15 protein-coding genes are annotated in these 17,011 nt (G+C 62.7%); 9 read left to right on the top strand and 6 right to left on the bottom strand.

The window, feature by feature from the left end:
* Positions 1–48: 48 nt before the first annotated feature.
* Positions 49–1,659, top strand: coding sequence for a glycoside hydrolase family 43 protein (locus tag ACOZK4_RS20100; RefSeq protein WP_421593432.1), 1,611 nt, complete (start codon positions 49–51; stop codon positions 1,657–1,659).
* Here ACOZK4_RS20100 and ACOZK4_RS20095 read toward each other — a convergent pair whose 3' ends face one another.
* Both ACOZK4_RS20095 and znuA read right to left on the bottom strand, forming a co-directional pair.
* On the bottom strand, positions 1,660–2,865 hold the full coding sequence (locus tag ACOZK4_RS20095; protein ID WP_421593431.1) for a GTP-binding protein: 1,206 nt from the start codon (positions 2,863–2,865) through the stop codon (positions 1,660–1,662).
* A 377-nt stretch (positions 2,866–3,242) separates the two neighbouring features.
* On the bottom strand, positions 3,243–4,265 hold the full coding sequence (znuA, locus tag ACOZK4_RS20090) for a zinc ABC transporter substrate-binding protein ZnuA (protein WP_421593429.1): 1,023 nt from the start codon (positions 4,263–4,265) through the stop codon (positions 3,243–3,245).
* A gap of 99 nt (positions 4,266–4,364) precedes the next feature.
* Here znuA and ACOZK4_RS20085 point away from each other — a divergent pair, with 99 nt between their 5' ends.
* From ACOZK4_RS20085 to ACOZK4_RS20075, 3 genes are read left to right on the top strand one after another with little or no spacing between them, the layout of a single operon-like run.
* Complete coding sequence (locus ACOZK4_RS20085) at positions 4,365–5,300, top strand: ATP-binding cassette domain-containing protein (protein ID WP_421593428.1); 936 nt, start codon at positions 4,365–4,367, stop codon at positions 5,298–5,300.
* A complete protein-coding gene (locus tag ACOZK4_RS20080) occupies positions 5,293–6,123 on the top strand; it encodes a metal ABC transporter permease (RefSeq protein ID WP_421593427.1) in 831 nt (276 codons plus the stop codon). The genes ACOZK4_RS20085 and ACOZK4_RS20080 overlap by 8 nt, the downstream gene beginning before the upstream one ends.
* Positions 6,120–6,515 (top strand): Fur family transcriptional regulator, encoded by a 396-nt coding sequence (locus ACOZK4_RS20075; RefSeq protein ID WP_421593426.1) that lies wholly within the window; start codon positions 6,120–6,122, stop codon positions 6,513–6,515. The genes ACOZK4_RS20080 and ACOZK4_RS20075 overlap by 4 nt, the downstream gene beginning before the upstream one ends.
* Here ACOZK4_RS20075 and ACOZK4_RS20070 read toward each other — a convergent pair.
* Complete coding sequence (locus ACOZK4_RS20070) at positions 6,512–7,042, bottom strand: gamma carbonic anhydrase family protein (protein ID WP_421593425.1); 531 nt, start codon at positions 7,040–7,042, stop codon at positions 6,512–6,514. The genes ACOZK4_RS20075 and ACOZK4_RS20070 overlap by 4 nt on opposite strands.
* A gap of 109 nt (positions 7,043–7,151) precedes the next feature.
* On the opposite strand from ACOZK4_RS20070, the gene dusA reads away from it, so the two are divergent.
* Entirely contained in the window at positions 7,152–8,228 is a 1,077-nt protein-coding gene (gene dusA, locus ACOZK4_RS20065; RefSeq protein WP_421593424.1) for a tRNA dihydrouridine(20/20a) synthase DusA, read from the top strand.
* 123 nt (positions 8,229–8,351) lie between these two features.
* Positions 8,352–8,942: a J domain-containing protein gene (locus ACOZK4_RS20060; protein WP_313528440.1), complete on the top strand. Its 591-nt coding sequence runs from the start codon at positions 8,352–8,354 to the stop codon at positions 8,940–8,942.
* Positions 8,943–8,948: 6 nt separating this feature from the next.
* Here the strand turns inward: ACOZK4_RS20060 and ACOZK4_RS20055 are convergent, their stop codons facing one another.
* Positions 8,949–9,371: a hypothetical protein gene (locus ACOZK4_RS20055; RefSeq protein ID WP_421593423.1), complete on the bottom strand. Its 423-nt coding sequence runs from the start codon at positions 9,369–9,371 to the stop codon at positions 8,949–8,951.
* Between the two features lie 666 nt (positions 9,372–10,037).
* Between ACOZK4_RS20055 and ACOZK4_RS20050 the strand changes: the two genes are divergently transcribed.
* Both ACOZK4_RS20050 and ACOZK4_RS20045 read left to right on the top strand, forming a co-directional pair.
* Positions 10,038–11,693, top strand: a complete 1,656-nt coding sequence (locus tag ACOZK4_RS20050; protein ID WP_421593422.1) for an anti-phage dCTP deaminase — start codon at positions 10,038–10,040, stop codon at positions 11,691–11,693.
* Positions 11,693–11,869, top strand: coding sequence for a hypothetical protein (locus ACOZK4_RS20045; RefSeq protein ID WP_421593421.1), 177 nt, complete (start codon positions 11,693–11,695; stop codon positions 11,867–11,869). The genes ACOZK4_RS20050 and ACOZK4_RS20045 overlap by 1 nt, the downstream gene beginning before the upstream one ends.
* A 53-nt stretch (positions 11,870–11,922) precedes the next feature.
* Here the strand turns inward: ACOZK4_RS20045 and uvrB are convergent, their stop codons facing one another.
* Positions 11,923–14,967 (bottom strand): excinuclease ABC subunit UvrB, encoded by a 3,045-nt coding sequence (uvrB, locus tag ACOZK4_RS20040; RefSeq protein ID WP_421593420.1) that lies wholly within the window; start codon positions 14,965–14,967, stop codon positions 11,923–11,925.
* 113 nt (positions 14,968–15,080) lie between these two features.
* Between uvrB and ACOZK4_RS20035 the strand changes: the two genes are divergently transcribed.
* The gene (locus ACOZK4_RS20035) at positions 15,081–16,028 is read left to right on the top strand and encodes a DUF3137 domain-containing protein (RefSeq protein ID WP_421593419.1); all 948 of its coding nucleotides are present in this window, start codon (positions 15,081–15,083) and stop codon (positions 16,026–16,028) included.
* Here the strand turns inward: ACOZK4_RS20035 and ACOZK4_RS20030 are convergent.
* A complete protein-coding gene (locus tag ACOZK4_RS20030) occupies positions 16,025–16,933 on the bottom strand; it encodes a LysR family transcriptional regulator (RefSeq protein ID WP_421593418.1) in 909 nt (302 codons plus the stop codon). The two genes, ACOZK4_RS20035 and ACOZK4_RS20030, sit on opposite strands and share 4 nt — an antisense overlap.
* Positions 16,934–17,011: the final 78 nt, after the last annotated feature.

Raw genomic sequence — 17,011 nt, 5'->3', positions numbered from 1 at the left:
CCTTTTTCGACTGCGATATGACGTACGTGCATCATCTGGGAGGAAACGATGATCCGCAACCCGATCCTGCCGGGCTTCAACCCGGACCCCTCGATCTGCCGCGTGGGGGAGGACTATTACATCGCGACATCCACCTTCGAATGGTATCCGGGCGTGCAGATCCATCATTCGCGCGACCTCGTGAACTGGACGCTGGTCAGGCGGCCGCTGGAGCGCAAGAGCCAGCTCGACATGCGCGGCAATCCCGACAGCTGCGGCGTCTGGGCGCCGTGCCTGTCCTATGCCGACGGGTTGTTCTGGCTTGTTTATACCGACGTCAAACGTTTCGACGGCAGCTTCAAGGATGCGCACAACTACATCGTCACGGCTTCGTGCGTGGAGGGGGAGTGGTCCGATCCGGCCTATGTCAATTCGTCCGGCTTCGACCCCTCGCTGTTCCATGACGAGGACGGGCGGAAATGGTTCGTCAACATGCAGTGGAACCACCGGCCGGAAAACCATACGGGCGCGGCACACAACGCTTTCGACGGCATTCTGCTTCAGGAATGGGATGCCGGGACGAAGCGCCTGGTCGGGCCGGTGAAGAACATCTTTCCCGGCACAAGGCAGGGCCTGGTCGAGGCACCGCATCTCTTCCGGCGCAATGGCTGGTATTATCTCACGACGGCGGAAGGCGGCACGGGCTATGACCATACCGTCACCATGGCGCGATCCCGGGCGATCGACGGACCCTATGAGATGCATCCGGATCTTTACCTGATCACTGCCAAGGATCATCCCGATGCGCCGCTCCAGCGGGCCGGGCATGGGCAATATGTCGAGACGCCCGATGGGCAGGCCTATCACACCCATCTCTGCGGTCGCCCTCTCGCACCGCAACGTCGCTGCACGCTGGGGCGCGAGACGGCGCTGCAGAAATGCATCTGGCGCGACGATGACTGGTTGTATCTGGAGCATGGCGGACCTATGCCGGCCGTCGAGGTGCCGGCGCCCCATGAAGCCGTTGCAAACGAAAAACCGGCAAGCGTGGCCTATGATTTTTCCGAAGGCGTCTTGCCGGCGGACTTCCAATGGCTGCGCACGCCGGAGCCGGAGCGGATTTTTTCGCTGTCCGCGCGGCCGGGGCGTCTGCGGCTGTTCGGGCGGGAAAGCATCGGCAGCTGGTTCGAGCAGGCGCTGGTGGCGCGTCGGCAGGAACATCACGATTTTCGCGCCGAGACGGTGATTGAGGCGGAGCCGGAGGTCTATCAGCAGGTCGCGGGCCTCACCTACTACTACAACCGCTACAAGTTCCATGCGCTCGGGCTGACCCGGCACGAGGTGCTGGGCCGCACGCTGACGATCCTGTCCTGCCCGGGGGATTACCCGAACGGAAACCTGACCTTCCCGGCCGGTAGCGGCGTCGCGGTGGGCGAGGGGCCGCTGGAGCTGGCGGCGGAGGTGCACGGCAACGATCTCCAGTTCTTCTGGCGCCCGGCCGGGGCCGATGCCTGGCAGGCGATCGGCCCGGTGCTGGACGCCGGCGTGATCTCCGACGAGGGCGGGCGGGGCGAGCATGGCTCGTTCACCGGCGCCTTCATCGGCCTGTTCGCCTTCGATATTACCGGACGCGGGCGCGGCGGGGATTTTGCGAACTTCCGTTACACCGCGTTGTCCTGATCAGCCGACCTGCCGGATCCAGGCCGGGAACGGGTCGGGCAGGTTCGCCCAGCGGGCGGGTTCGAACGTCTCTTCCGCGACCAGGCAGGCGTCCAGCCGGCGGCGGATATCGGCTTCATCCATAGGGTCCGCGCCGATGAAGACGAGTTCCTGCCGCCGGTCGCCCCAGACGGGATCGGTGTAGGTCGCAATGGCGTCGAGCGCCGCCTCGTCCTCCGGCCAATGCCGGCGCGGCACCGAGGCCCACCACAGGCCGAGCCGGCCGCTCCTGACCAGCGAACCCGCCTGGCTCATCTCGCCGACATGGTGCGGCCGCGTCGCCAGCCAGAAAAAGCCCTTAGCGCGGATGACGCCCGGCCAGCTTTCATCGAGAAACGCCTTGAACCGCGCCGGGTGGAACGGTCTTTTGGCGCGGTAGACGAAGGAGCGAATGCCGTATTCCTCCGTCTCCGGTACATGGTCCTTGAAGCCGTGCAGTTCCTTGAACCACAGCGGATGTTCGCTCGCCTTGGCGAAATCGAACAGCCCGGTGCCGAGGATATCGGTAAGCGCGACCCGCCCGAAATCCGTCTCGATGATGCGGGCGGCCGCGTTGAGGCCGCCGACGATCTGGCGGGCGGCGATGCGGTCGGCGGGGCTTGCCGCCCCCGTCTTGTTGAGCACGACCACATCGGCGAATTCGATCTGCTCGACGAGCAGTTCCACCAGCGTGCGCGTATCGCCTTCGCCGGCGGTCTCGCCGCGCTGGGCAAGAAAATCCTGGGAGCCGTGGTCTTTCAGGAGGTTTGCGGCATCGACCACCGTCACCATCGTATCGAGCCGGGCGACATCCGACAGGCTCCAGCCGCTTTCGTCGCGGAAATCGAAGGTGGTGGCGACGGGCAGGGGTTCGGAAATGCCGCTCGATTCGATCAGCAGATAGTCGAAGCGGTTCATCTCCGCCAGCCGCCGCACCTCCGCCAACAGGTCATCGCGTAGTGTGCAACAGATGCAGCCATTGGTCATTTCCACCAGCTGTTCGTCCGTGCGGGAAAAATCGGCCCCGCCCTCGCGGATGAGGGCGGCGTCGATGTTCACCTCGCTCATGTCGTTGACGATGACCGCAACGCGCAGGCCGCTGCGGTTGTTCAGGATATGATTGAGCAGCGTCGTCTTGCCGGCGCCGAGAAAGCCGGAGAGCACGGTAACGGGGAGGCGGTTGTCCATCGTTTCTTGCCTTTAATGTTATATAGTTACATTGTGTAGGCTGAAAAAGGCGGGATGATCCCGCCGTTTGTGCCGTGCTCTCTGCGGTCTGGTTGAGGCACCTCGCCGGTCGTGTCTGCGCGTCTATTAGGTCAATGCCGGCTTTCCTGCTTTTAGGCTGCCTAGGAAGTTCATGCGGTGCCTGTTGTGGTGGATGCTCGGGTCACGCCCGAGCATGACGAAGGAGAGGTGGGGCAGGGAGGCATAACCTCTTCGCGTGCGATGATTTTTGCCTTTCCGTCCTCATGCGCTCACGTTTCTCGCGTCGCCTGAGCATCCCCACCACGTCATCCTCGGGCCTGACCCGAGGATCCACGCGGCAACCATTGCCCCTCAAATCAGCTCGGCTGCCCCAGGCAATCGCGCAGCGACATGGCGATGCTGCGCATCAGCGTGAAGTAGAGCTCCGGCCCCGGCTCCAGCGTGGCGGCTTCCGGGTCGAGCACGCCTGACTTGGCAGACGTTCCCTCGATCACCACGTTGACCAGTTTCGGCTCGAACTGCGGTTCGGCGAAGACGCAGGTGGCGCCGAGGGTTTTGACCTTGTCGCGGATCTGCGTCAGGCGCTCGGCGCCCGGCAAAGTCTCCGGGCTGACGGTAATGGAGCCGGCGGCGTGCACGCCGTAGTGATGCTCGAAATACTGATAGGCATCGTGGAAGACGATGAAGGGTTTTTCCTTCACGGGGGCGACCGTCTCGGTGATTTCGGTGTTGAGCGCAGCGAGCTTGTCGTTCAGCGCCGCAAGGTTCTTGTTGTAGGTCTCGGTATTGGCCGGGTCCTTCTCCGAGAGCGCGCGGGCGGCCTCGGTGGCGATGGCGCGGGCATTGTCCGGGCTCAGCCACAGATGCATGTCGAATTCGCCATGCTCCTCATGCTGATGGCCGGCTTCCCCTTCGTGGTCTTGGCCGGCGTCTGCCGCCTTGGCGTGGTCGTGCCCTTCTTCCTCATGGGCATGATCGTGCCCTTCCTCGCCCTCATGCGTATGCGCCTCGAACGGGCCGCCTTCGCGGAATTGCAGCTTTTCCAGGCCGGGCGCATCGTCGAGCTCGACAATCGTCGCCTTGCCGCCGAGCGATTCCAGCGGCTTTTCAAGGAAGGCCTCCAGTCCTTGGCCGACCCAGAAGACGAGGTCCGCATCCTGAAGGGCGGCAGCATTGGAGGGCTTCAGCGAATAGGTATGCGGCGAGGCGGCGCCCTCCACGATCAGCTTCGGCTCGCCCACGCCCTGCATGACGGCGGCGACGAGCGAATGGATCGGCTTTATCGACACCACGACATCGGGCGCCTCTGCGCGTGCGGCAAGCGTGCCGGCGGCAAGGAGGGCGGTGGAGAGGAGGAGGGTGCGCACGGTCTTTTGCATGGGATACTCCGCTTGAATTGAAACGTAATGTTATTACATCAATTGCGTTATGCTATAACGTGTGCCATATCCTCACGCAACAGGCTTTTTGGAAAAATCATGCTGCAGACCCCCACCAAGACCGTCCAGCCGCTCGTCTCGCTTGCGGGCGTCGGCGTGCGCCGTCAGGGCCGCTGGCTCGTGCGCGGCGTGGAGTTTTCCATCGCGCCGGGCGAGATCGTCACGCTGATCGGCCCGAACGGCTCGGGAAAATCGACGACCGCCAAGACGGCGATCGGTGTCTTGAAGGCTGACGAGGGCAGGGTGGAGCGCAAGGCCGGTCTCAAGGTCGGCTATGTGCCGCAAAAGCTTGCGGTCGACTGGACCATGCCGCTCACCGTCGACCGGCTGATGACGCTGACGTCCGCGCTGAAGGGGGCAGAGATCGACGCCGCGCTCGAAGCGACAGGCATCCGCCATCTTGCCCGTGCCGAGGTGCAGCACCTCTCCGGCGGCGAATTCCAGCGCGCACTGCTCGCCCGCGCCATCGCCCGCAAGCCGGACCTGCTGGTGCTCGACGAGCCGGTTCAGGGCGTCGATTTTTCCGGCGAGATCGCGCTCTACGATCTCATCAAGACCATCCGCAACACGACGGGCTGCGGCATCCTGCTGATCTCGCACGACCTGCATGTCGTGATGGCCGAGACGGACACCGTCATCTGCCTCAATGGCCATGTCTGCTGCCGCGGCACGCCGGAAACCGTCAGCCAGAGCCCGGAATATCTGCGCCTCTTCGGCGCCCGCGCCGGCCAGACGCTCGCCTTCTACAATCACAATCACGATCACACGCATCTGCCGGACGGCCGCGTTCAGCATGCCGATGGCTCGATCACCGACGATTGCCGGCCCAATGACGGCCACCACGTCGAAATCCTGCCGACCAGCGGCAAGGCCGGGCCGATGCGCATCGTGCACACGCATGGCCCGAACTGCGGCTGCGGCCATGACCACACGCCACGGCCTGTCGAAAACAAGGGAGCACGGCGCGATGCTTGACGACTTTTTCATGCGCGCGCTCGTCGCTGGCGTCGGGCTGGCCCTCACCGCCGGGCCGCTCGGCTGTTTCGTCGTCTGGCGGCGCATGGCGTATTTCGGCGATACGATGGCCCATTCGGCGCTGCTCGGCGTCGCGCTGTCGCTGCTGATGGATTTCAACCTGCTCATCAGCGTCTTCATCGTCGCCGTGACCGTTTCACTGCTGCTGCTGCTGCTCCAGAAGCGCGGCACGCTCTCCACCGACGCGCTGCTCGGCATCCTCTCGCATGCCACGCTGGCGATCGGCCTCGTCATGGTCTCCTTCATGACCTGGGTGCGCATCGATCTCGTCGGTTTCCTGTTCGGCGATATCCTCGCGGTCTCGCGCGCCGACGTCGATCTCGTCTGGGGCGGCGGCATTCTCGTCACCTTCGCCATCGTCTGGATGTGGCGCCCGCTGATCGCCTCGACCGTCAATCCGGAACTGGCCGAGGCCGAGGGCATGGAGCCGGAAAAGACGCGGCTCGCCTTCATGCTCCTGATGGCGCTGGTCATCGCCATCGCCATGAAGATCGTCGGGATCCTGCTGATCACCTCGCTTCTGATCATCCCCGCCGCCACGGCGCGGCGCTTTTCGACGAGCCCGGAAATCATGGCGGTGCTCGCCTCTGTCATCGGGGCGCTCGCCGTCATCGGCGGCCTGTTCGGCTCCCTGAAATTCGACACGCCCTCCGGCCCTTCGATCGTCGTTGCAGCGCTTGGCCTGTTCATTCTGAGCCTGCTTACGAAGCCGAGGACGAGCGGCGTGGGACCTGCAACCGCCAGCCAGGGAGGCCAGGCATGACGACCCAGACTTTGACGCGCAACCAGGGCCTCGTGCTCGACGTGCTCTCGCATTCGCAAGGCCCGCTCAGCGCCTATACGATCCTCGATAAGCTGCGCGACAGCGGGTTTCGCGCGCCGTTGCAGGTCTATCGCGCGCTGGACAAGCTGTTGGAATTCGGCCTCGTGCATCGCCTCGAAAGCATCAACGCCTTCGTCGCCTGCGCCCATCCCGACGAGGGCTGCCACGCCCACGGCATCACCGCCTTCACCATCTGCGAGACCTGCGGCAAGGTGACGGAGTTCCACGACCATGTGATCGAGGACCGGCTGAAAAGCTTTGCCAAGGACCGCAATTTCAAGACCGGCAAGACGACGATCGAGATCCGCGGCACCTGCGCGGGCTGCGCCTAACCGATCGGCTTGAGGCCCTTCTTGAAGCGCTGCCAGTTGCGCACATAGCTTTCGGCCGAGCGCTTCAGGCCTTCGATGGCCTCCGCATCCAGCGTACGGATGGCCTTTGCCGGCGAACCGACGATCAGCGAATTGTCCGGAAAGACCTTGCCTTCCGTCACCAGCGCATTAGCGCCGACGAGGCAATTGTTGCCGATGACGGCGCCGTTCAGCACCGTCGCGCCCATGCCAACAAGCGAATTGTTGCCGATCGTGCAGCCGTGGATGATGGCGCTGTGGCCGATGGTGCAGCCATCGCCGATGACGACGGGTTTTCCGGGGTCCGTATGCACCACCACGCCCTCCTGGATATTGGAGCGCGCGCCGAGGATGATCGGCTCGTTGTCGCCGCGCAGCGTGGCGCCGAACCAGATGCCGACATCCTCGCCGACGATGACCTTGCCGATGACATTGGCGTCCGGCGCCACCCAGTAGCGGTCGTCGGCGGGCAGCGTCGGCGCGCGGTCGTCGAGGGCGTAGAGCGGCATGGTTTCCTCCGGCGGTTTGATTCCTCGCTCCCACTCTAGCACCCGCCCGCCGGACCGGGGAAAGGGCGGAGGGTGGTTTTTGCCGATGGGATGGAGTATGAGCCCGGCCATGACCAACGCAGCGACATTCTACAGCCAGGCCGTGACCACGGGGACGAAGATTTTCGCCACCGCGCCGATGATCGACTGGAGTGATCGGCACTATCGCGTGTTTGCGCGGCAGCTCACCAAGCATGCGCTGCTCTTCACCGAGATGATCGTTGCCGATGCCATCCTGCGCGGCAATCGCGAGCGGCTGCTCGGCTTCGATGCCGTGGAGCAGCCGGTGGCCTTGCAGCTCGGCGGCAACGATCCGCAGAAGCTCGCGGAGGCGGCGCGCATCGGCTCGGAATTCGGCTATGCCGAGATCAATCTCAATGTCGGCTGCCCCTCCGACCGGGTGCAATCCGGCACGTTCGGCGCCTGCCTGATGCGCGAGCCGGACCTCGTGGCCGATTGCGTGGCGGCGATGAAGGCGGCGGTGGCCATTCCCGTCACCGTGAAATGCCGCATAGGCGTCGATGATCAGGACCCCGAAGTGGCGCTGCGTGATCTCGTCTCCCGCGTGAAGGCCGCCGGCACGGATGCCGTCTGGGTCCATGCGCGCAAGGCGTGGCTGCAAGGCCTGTCGCCGAAGGAGAACCGCGATATTCCGCCGCTCGACTACGGCCTGGTGCGCCGGCTGAAAAGTGAAAACCCCGGTCTTTTCATCGGCCTCAACGGCGGGCTTCATACTTTGAGTCAGGCTGTCGAGGAGATGGACGGGCTTGACGGTGTGATGCTTGGCAGGGCTGCCTATCAGGATAGCGGTGTTCTCACGGGCGTGGATGCGCTTTTTCCGCATCCCCTGTCGGGAGACCAGCCGTCCGGCACTGTCTCCAATCCGCAGGACCTTCCCGTCGAGCAGTGGGAAGCCGTCCGCGATGCCATGGTCGCCTATGCGGCCGAGGTGATCGCCCGGGGTGGGCGGGTGGCGCATGTCACGCGGCATATGGTCGGGCTGTTCCAGGGCTTTCCGGGTGTCCGGCGCTACCGGCAGATCCTCTCCACCGATGCCACCAAGCCGGGGGCAGGACCGGAAGTGATCGCCAATGCCTTCGCGGCGGTGCTGTCGGCGCGGGGCGAAGCGCGGGATGCGGCGGAGTAGCGCTTTCTGTGCATCGCCGCGGCGTCACCACAATTTCGTCCCCTCGCGGGCGGAAAACGGCGTAAAGAACAAACGACGCAAGAGAATAGACGGACAGGTGCCTGCGTGATCGATCCCTACGCCATGCTCGGACTGGAGCGCGATGCAGACGACAACGCGGTGAAGGCTGCCTATCGCAAGGCCGCCAAGGGCATGCATCCCGATTCGGGCGGCGATGCCGACCAGTTCGCCCGCCTGCAGACCTGCTACGACCTGCTGCGCGACCCCGTGCGCCGCAAGGTGTTCGACGACACCGGCTTCGATCCGCAGCTGGCCGATCCGCGCGACCTCAAGGGCCTGATGCTGCTCGAACCGCTGGTCAACGAGGTCATCCTCGACGAGCGCGAGCCCGGCAGCTTCGATCCCTTGGCGGCGATGCGCCGCAAGCTCTCCGACGACATCGTCAAGAGCCGCTTCCACATCCTGGAGCTGGAGCGCCACCGCAACCGCGTGCGCCAGCATATCGACCGCCTCGGCCGCAAGGCCGGCACGGATTTTTTGGGCTCCATGCTGCGCGCCCGCTCGCAATCGATCGCCGAGGCGATCCGCAATGCCGAGACCCAGATCCAATCCATCGAGCAGGCCTATGCCATGCTGGAAGGCTATTCCTACGAACTGGCCGCCGCCGCCCTCGAGCCCGCGCCGGTGCTCGTCAAGGGCGAGGCGGCCGAATAGGCCTGACTACCAGTGTTTCGGCAGCGGCGGCTCCGCGCCCTCGTATTTCGGCGCGGGCTGCGCGGCGCGCATCTTTTCGAAGGCGCGATAGGCTTTTCGCTTGCGGACGGCGACGAGCGCACGGGCGGCCTCGACGCCGGCGTCCTGAAGGGCGCGCGTCTCGCGGTAGGACGAGCTCATCCTGATCTTGCTCGCCAGATAGCCGAAATGCTCGGCATCCGCCACGCTCCGCGCCAGTTCGTCGAGGAGGCGGCGTTGTTCGGCGTCGAGATTGGCAAGGCAGCAGGGCTGCTGCGTCGCACGGAAGAACCAGATGCAGCGATGCCGGCGCCGGCAGTCGCGACGGCGGCAGATGCGCTCCGGCACAGCCAGCATCTCGGCGCTGCGGGCGAGCTGGTGACAGGTGGGCGGGGGCGGTTCGTAGGGCATGGGGGCTCCTGTTGTCGGGAAGGGAAGGCGGGCGGTGCGCCCTGTGCGCGGCATCCGGTCCGGTTTTCGCGGGGCACGTCAGCCGGATCGACGTCTGGGCGCTGTCTTTGCGGCGTGCCCCTCGACCGGACACGCCAAAACCGTCCCGCGCGTGAAAAAGAAGCCACGCCGGGGTCTGGATCAGGCTTCGGACGGGGCGCTCAAAGCTGTCTCGTCAAAAGTATAGAAGTGACACCTTTCAGCGCCCCGTTCAGCGGTTTTTGCCTGCGACTCCGGTCTCTCTGCAAAGGCTGGGTTCGGCGGTGTTTGCCGTCGGTTTCCGGGGCGGGTTTTGAACCGGTTTTGACATCCGCGCAGAACTCTCCATCGAGCCCGGCCCGGACGGAAAGACTTTCGCCTTTCCCGGGAAAACACCGCTCCGGCGGACGATGCCGACGCATCCGCCAGTCCCAGCCCTCTTGTGTGCCGCACAGGCACATCCGGCGCGCCGTCAGGGGATGAAACGAAGGGCCCGGTCCGACGCCCCGCCGTTTCCCCCATGTCGCCGGAGGGAGACCACTTTCCGCAGACCCCTTTGGAGAGGACTTACGTCCGTCCCTCCCCAAAAGCGCCGACCCCGCCTCGCCGCAACGCCTTGCGGTGTATCCGTGGCGGGATGAGGGGAGTATGGCATGGGGATTGGGGGCGGGGAAAATTAGTTTTGAATTGTCTCTTCCTACGCGGCGAGCCTTTACTTATGCACGTCGATATTTTGCTTCCACCGTCTTTTTTGTTCACGCAAAAGTGGTATCGTTCGTGTCAATAAGGGGGAGTCTTATGGTGCAGGCAGCCGTAAAAAACGAAAGCTTCAAATCATCCGAAGAAGTGAGCGGCGATTCCTCAAATGAAGAGATACTCACTCTTGAGAAGCGGCTAACTCAAGAACTGGTCTTCGCAATGGTTGCTCCTATTGGTTCTGGGGCTTCTACAGTAGCTGAAATACTCCGATCGAAAATTGAAGAGAGTTTTGGTTATAAGGCCAACGTCATAAAAATTAGCTCTCTAATAAACAATCGCGCTGAAAGCTTTGGCGAAAACCCGGTGCGCAATGATGATCCAAATCGTGTGGAACGGCTACAGAATCTAGGAAACAAGTTGAGGGAGAGGCACTCTAGTGATGTTCTTGCTGTTTTGAGTATTGATGAAATATATAGATCTAGGGCTGATAGCGAAAACGGTGAAGATAGACGTTATTGCACAATAATTGATTCTTTAAAAAACCCTGAAGAGGTTGCCGTGTTGCGTAAGGTGTATGGTGACCTTTTTTGGTTGATTGGTGTTTTTTCACCTGAAGATAAGAGAATATCACGATTGGAAAGTGATGTCTCAAATTCTGCGTATCTCGCGAAGATAAAAGATGCGGATTATGACGAGGGGCTAAACTTCGGTCAATCCGTCAGGAAGACTATGAATTATGCAGACGTTTTCTTGAGGAATGATGGCGACAATACGGATGGAATATCGCATTCTATAGAACGTTTCTTGAGTTTAGTCTTTGGTGTTGGCGTTCAAACACCCACTCGTGACGAATATGCGATGCAGGCCGCGTCAGGTGTTTCTTTGAATTCTGCTTGTCTTTCAAGGCAAGTTGGCGCGGTGATAGTCTCTAATTCTGGCGAGTTAATCGGCCAGGGCGCTAACGATGTCCCCAAATTTAGAGGTGGTACATACAATGTCGATGATGGGTCGGGAGATAACCGTTGCTACAAATGGAAAGCATGTCAGTGTTGGAATGATCATTACAAAGATAAGCTTCTTAATCAAATTAGTAGCAAAGTAGGAACTTCGATTACTCGCGATGAATTAAGGTCTGGTCTACGGAAGACCGATGTGAAAAATCTTATAGAGTTTTCTAGAGCAGTCCACGCAGAGATGGAGGCGATAATCTCAGTCGCTCGTCAAGGGAAAAGCGGGATTGTAGGATCACGGCTTTTTACTACGACATTCCCTTGTCACAGCTGTGCGCGCCATATTGTCGCGAGTGGGATTCATACGGTTATATATATTGAACCATATCCAAAAAGTTTGGCATTGACCCTTCATTCGGATGCTATAACTACGAACCCGAATGAGGCTGAAAAGGTGGCATTCCTTCAATATGAAGGCGTATCACCGTCAAGCTTTTCACGAGTTTTTGGTGCTAAACTCGATCGTAAAGAATCGGGTAAGCTAAAGACCGTTATACCAAAACATGCGCGCCCGCTGGCGTCTCCGCCGCTTGATTCCCTCGTTAGTCGAGAGCAGCTCGTTTTGGCGCCGGTGCTAGAAAAGGAGGAGATGTAATGACAAAGATTGAAAAGCAGCTCAATTTCCTTCTGCCTATCAGCAATTCTCGGTCTCTTGCGCCCGAATGTAAAGTTGCTAAAGCAGCCCAGCCAACAGGAGACACCGCGTCGGTGAAGCGCTATGTGCAAATCAAGGAATCGCTGAAAAACAAGGGTTTGATTAAGTCGCGCTGACTTAAAAACACGGTAGTCGCTTCATCAAAAAATGATAAACCTGAAGCCGAGGATTACCGCCCCGGCCGCCCCGTCTTCCCCTTCGTGCGCCCCTTGCGCTTCGCCTCCGCCGGGTCCTCATAGCTCCCCGCGCCAATTTTCCCCCGCCGGACCGGCTTCGCGTCGTCGGCTCCGTCGGCACGTTCGGGTTGGCCCTCGAGGAGGGGGGCGTGGCGTTTTTTGGTGGAGAGGGTTTCGTCCGGGCGGGTGGGTAGGTCTCCGGTGACGGGTTTTTCGGTGCGGCCGACGGTCATTTCGTCGAGCGTGTTGCGGCGGAACAGCGATTTTCCCGCGGGCGTGGCGACGTCGCGGCCCATCTCGTCCAGCGAAGGCTTGCGGAAGAGCGGGCGTTCAGTGTCGGTGCCCGGACCCATGTCGTCGAGCGAGGGTTTTTGGAAGAGGGATTTTGAGGTGTCTGCGTCTGCGGCTGTGGATCCTCGGGTCGAGCCCGAGGATGACGGAGGAGAGGTTGGGCGCGATTTTCCCGATGGTGTGCCGGAGGCGGTAGCGCCGGCCTTTCCGCTCTTGCCACCTTCTTGGCTCTTCGCTTCCTCGCGCGCCATCGGGTCGTCCATGACGGCGAGTTCGGCGGCCTTGAGGCGTTTGATCTCGTCGCGCAGGCGGGCGGCCTTTTCGAAATCGAGATCGGCGGCGGCGTCGCGCATGGCTTTTTCCAGCGCGTTGAGATGGGTCTGGAGATTGTTGCCGACGAGGTTGCCGCCGTCGGCAAAGCCCTTGCCGGAGACGCCGGAAATGTCGGCGCGGACGTGGTCGCGCTCGTAGACCGAGTCGAGGATGTCGGAAATCCTGGCCTTTACCGATTCCGGGGTGATGCCGTGCGCCTCGTTATAGGCGACCTGCTTTTCGCGGCGGCGGGTCGTCTCGTCCATGGCGCGCTGCATGGAGCCGGTGATCTGGTCGGCATAGAGGATGACCTTGCCGTCGACATTGCGCGCCGCGCGGCCGATGGTCTGCACGAGGGACGTCTCCGAGCGCAAAAAGCCTTCCTTGTCGGCATCGAGGATGGCGACGAAGCCGCATTCGGGAATGTCGAGGCCTTCGCGCAGCAGGTTGATGCCGACCAGCACGTCGAAGGCGCCGAGACGCAGGTCGCGGATGATCTCGATGCGCTCCAGCGTGTCGATGTCCGAGTGCATGTAGCGCACGCGAACACCCTGTTCGTGCAGGTATTCGGTGAGGTCTTCGGCCATGCGCTTGGTGAGCACGGTGACGAGCGTGCGGTAGCCGGCCTGCGCCGTCTCGCGGATTTCGCCCAGCACGTCGTCCACCTGGCTTTTCGCCGGGCGCACCTCGACGGGCGGGTCGATCAGGCCGGTCGGGCGGATGACCTGCTCGGCGAAGACGCCGCCGGCGGCTTCCATTTCCCAGTTGCCGGGGGTGGCCGAGACGGCGATCGTGTCGGGGCGCATGGCGTCCCATTCCTCGAAGCGCAGCGGGCGGTTGTCCATGCAGGAGGGCAGGCGGAAGCCGTATTCGGCCAGCGTCGCCTTGCGGCGGAAGTCGCCGCGATACATGCCGCCGATCTGCGGGATCGTGACGTGGCTTTCGTCGATGAAGATCAGCGCGTTGTCGGGGATGTATTCGAAGAGGGTCGGCGGCGGCTCGCCGGGCCGGCGGCCCGTGAGGTAACGCGAATAGTTCTCGATACCGGCGCAGGAGCCGGTGGCCTCCAGCATCTCGATATCGTAGCGCGTGCGCTGCTCCAGGCGCTGCGCTTCCAGCAGGCGGCCGGCCTTTTCCAGCTCGGCGAGGCGCAGCTTCAGCTCCTCCTTGATCGCCTTGATGGCGCCGTTCAGCGTGGGGCGCGGGGTGACGTAGTGGCTGTTGGCGTAGATCTTCACCGATTTCAGGTCGCCGGTCTTCTGGCCGGTCAGCGGGTCGAATTCGGTGATCGCGTCGATCTCGTCGCCGAACATGCTGATGCGCCAGGCGGCATCTTCAAGGTGGGCCGGGAAGATTTCGATCGTGTCGCCCCGCACCCGGAAACTTCCGCGTTGAAAGTCCATCTCGCGGCGCTTGTATTGCTGGGCGACGAGGTCGGCGAGCAGCTGGCGCTGGTCGAGCCGTTCGCCGACTTCCATCTGGAAGGTCATGGCGGTGTAGGTCTCGACCGAGCCGATACCGTAGATGCAGGAGACCGAGGCGACGATGATGCAGTCGTCGCGCTCCAAGAGCGAGCGCGTCGCGGAGTGGCGCATGCGGTCGATCTGCTCGTTGATCGACGATTCCTTCTCGATGAAGGTATCGGAACGTGGCACATAGGCTTCCGGCTGGTAATAATCGTAGTAGGAGACGAAATATTCGACCGCGTTTTCCGGGAAGAAGTTCTTGAACTCGCTGTAGAGCTGGGCGGCCAGCGTCTTGTTCGGCGCGAGGATCACGGCGGGGCGCTGCGTCTGCTCGATCACCTTGGCCATGGTGAAGGTCTTGCCCGAGCCGGTGACGCCGAGCAGGACCTGGCTGCGCTCGCCCGAGGACAGACCCTCGACGAGATCGGCAATCGCGGTCGGCTGGTCGCCGGCGGGCTGGTATTCGCTGATCATGCGGATCGGGATGCCGCCTTCCGACTTGGCGGGGCGGGCGGGGCGGTGCGGCGTCCAGAGCTTGCCGTCCTTGAACAGCGGGTTGCCGCTCTCGATGAGGGCGGACAAGGCTTCCACCGTGGCGGTGACGGCCGTGCCGGCATTGAGCGAGGCAGCGTCCTCCAGGGAGACGTCCATGCCGGAGACCGGGTTGAGGCCGGCGGCGGCGCGGGTCTTCGGGTCGGACGAGCCGCCGATCGAGACGCCGCGGGAGGTTTTGGAGACCGTGACCTGCTCGGTGTGGCGGCGGGCGGCGTTCTCTACCGTCTTGCGGTGTTTGCCCGCCTTGGAGGCGACCTCGCGGCGGCTTTCGACGCTTCCCGCCTCGGCTTCCGCCTCGAGCTGCTTCACCCAATCCGAGACGCTGCCGGACAAAGGCGCGCCCTCGAAAGGCGATTGCGGGGCTTCCTCGAAACCGGGGTTCGAGGCGGTGGGTTTTTTCGGAGCTTTGGCCATGCGGGGAATATGGAGAGAGTCAGGCGGAAAGAAAAGGGGTTTTGAGTACAAAAGGGAAACGAATTTGCGGCTGTCTCCGCCCGTTATCAGGGAAGGCAGGGCGAGGGGCGATCATGGAGAAGGTGATTGACGAGACGGGACTGATGCCGAAGGAGAGCGCGCTGGCGGCGCTGCACGAGGCGGTGGCGGCCTACAATGCCGAGCGCGGCAGGGTCACGAACACGCTCTATGTCAACATGGTGCTGCTATTCGGCGGCTATGTCGTTCTCGCCGGCATTTTCGCCTATATCGCCTTCACCGAGATCGACAAGAATATCGTCGGCATCGTGCTGGGGCTGCTGTTTTTCGGCGGCACGGTCGTCTGGCGTGTCGCGCAGGCGCCGTCGAAGCGCTTCCAGCAGGATTTGCGCGACCGTATGCTGCCGCTGGTCTTCGGCTTCATCGACGAGGTGCAGTATGGGCACGGCGTCGAGCCGCGCTTCATGGGCGCCATGCCCGGCAAGGAACTGGTGGCGCGCGATCGCAGCGAACACGGCGACATGATCGCCGGCCGACACGAGGGGCTGGCCTTCACGTTGTCGGAAACGGAGATGAGCACCGGCAGCGGCAAGAGCCGGAGCACGACCTTCAAGGGCATCATTTTCCATTTCGTGCGCGACGAGGAATTTCCCGGCCTGCTGCTGGCGGCGCGCAAGCCGAACAGCGTGCAGCTGTTCTTCCGCGATCTCTTCGGCGGCAGTTCCATGCCGCTGGTGACGAGCGGCAATCCTGAACTCGACGCTTCGCACGAATTCCGCACCGACCGGCCGGATGCCGCGACTCCCATCGTGCAGGGCGCGCTCGCCAAGGCGCTCGATTACCTCTCCACCGAATGGCGCGACGACGTGGTGCGGCTGGCGCTGCGGCGGCGGGATTGTTACCTGCTGCTGCCCTCGAAGAAGAATTTCTTCGAGCTGCCGCCGGTGGATACGCCGATCGATTTCGACCGGCACCTGAGGCCGATGATCCGCGATATCGTCACACTGCTGGCGACGGCGAAGCTGGTCAGCAAGATCGGTTAGTTCGTCAGGCCGACGAAGAGCGTCCGCACCTCATCCGCCACATGCTGCACCGCGCGATCCTTGTCGCGACGGCGGTGCCAGGCGAGGTGGAGGGGGAAGCCGGTGACGGGGATGGGGGGACGGGCGACGTGGAAGCGCGTTGCGGCCTCCGGCGGCAGGCAGTGGCTCGGCATCATGGCGATGAGATCGCTGTCTTCCAGAAGCGCGGGTACCATCAGGAAGCTGGGCACGACGATGCCGACGCGGCGGGTCTTGCCGAGGGCGGCGAGCTGGTCGTCGAAGGGCGTGCGCGTATCGCCGCGGCCAGAGACGAGGATGTGCGGAAAGGCGAGCCAGCGGTCCAGCGTGAAGTGCTGCGCGGCGGGATGATTCTTCCGCATGGCGACGACGTAGTGCTCGTCGACCAGCGTCTCGCGGTGGAAGGCGGTCTCGTCGACGGTCGGGAAGACCGAGAGGGCTATGTCGCTGGCACCGCGGGCCAGCGATTCCAGCGCCTCGGGCGCGCCATGCCAGGGCTGGATGACCAGGTCGATGCCGGGGGCGGACTGGGCGAGCGCGCGGTGCAGGGCACCGGCGATCAGGATGCCGGGAAAATCGGCGGTGAGAATGCGCACGGTCTGGCGGATTTCGGCGAGCGGTTCCTCCGGTGCATCGACCACGGCGGCGATACCGACGAGAAGGGTTTTGAGCGGATCGCGCAGGCTTTCCGCCTTCGGCGTCAGGCGCATGCCGCCCTTGCCGCGCTCCAGCAACGGATCGCCGAAGAGATGGCGGCAGCGGTCAAGCGCGCTCGATGTGGCGGGCTGCGACAGGTTGAGCTTTGCGGCGGCGCGCGAGACATGGGCCTCGTCGAGCAGGGCGTCGAGAATAACGAGAAGGTTCAGGTCGACGGATCTTAAATTCATAAGACAGATAATAGCATATACAAATCATCCATTGGAATGATTTCAGCATGCGCGGCATCCTGGTGGCGTCAACACAGG

The organism is Shinella sp. M27, assembly GCF_049199905.1.
Classification (GTDB): Bacteria; Pseudomonadota; Alphaproteobacteria; order Rhizobiales; family Rhizobiaceae; genus Shinella.
The sequence above is the reverse complement of the archived record's forward strand: the minus strand, read 5'-3'. Positions and strand labels throughout refer to the sequence as shown.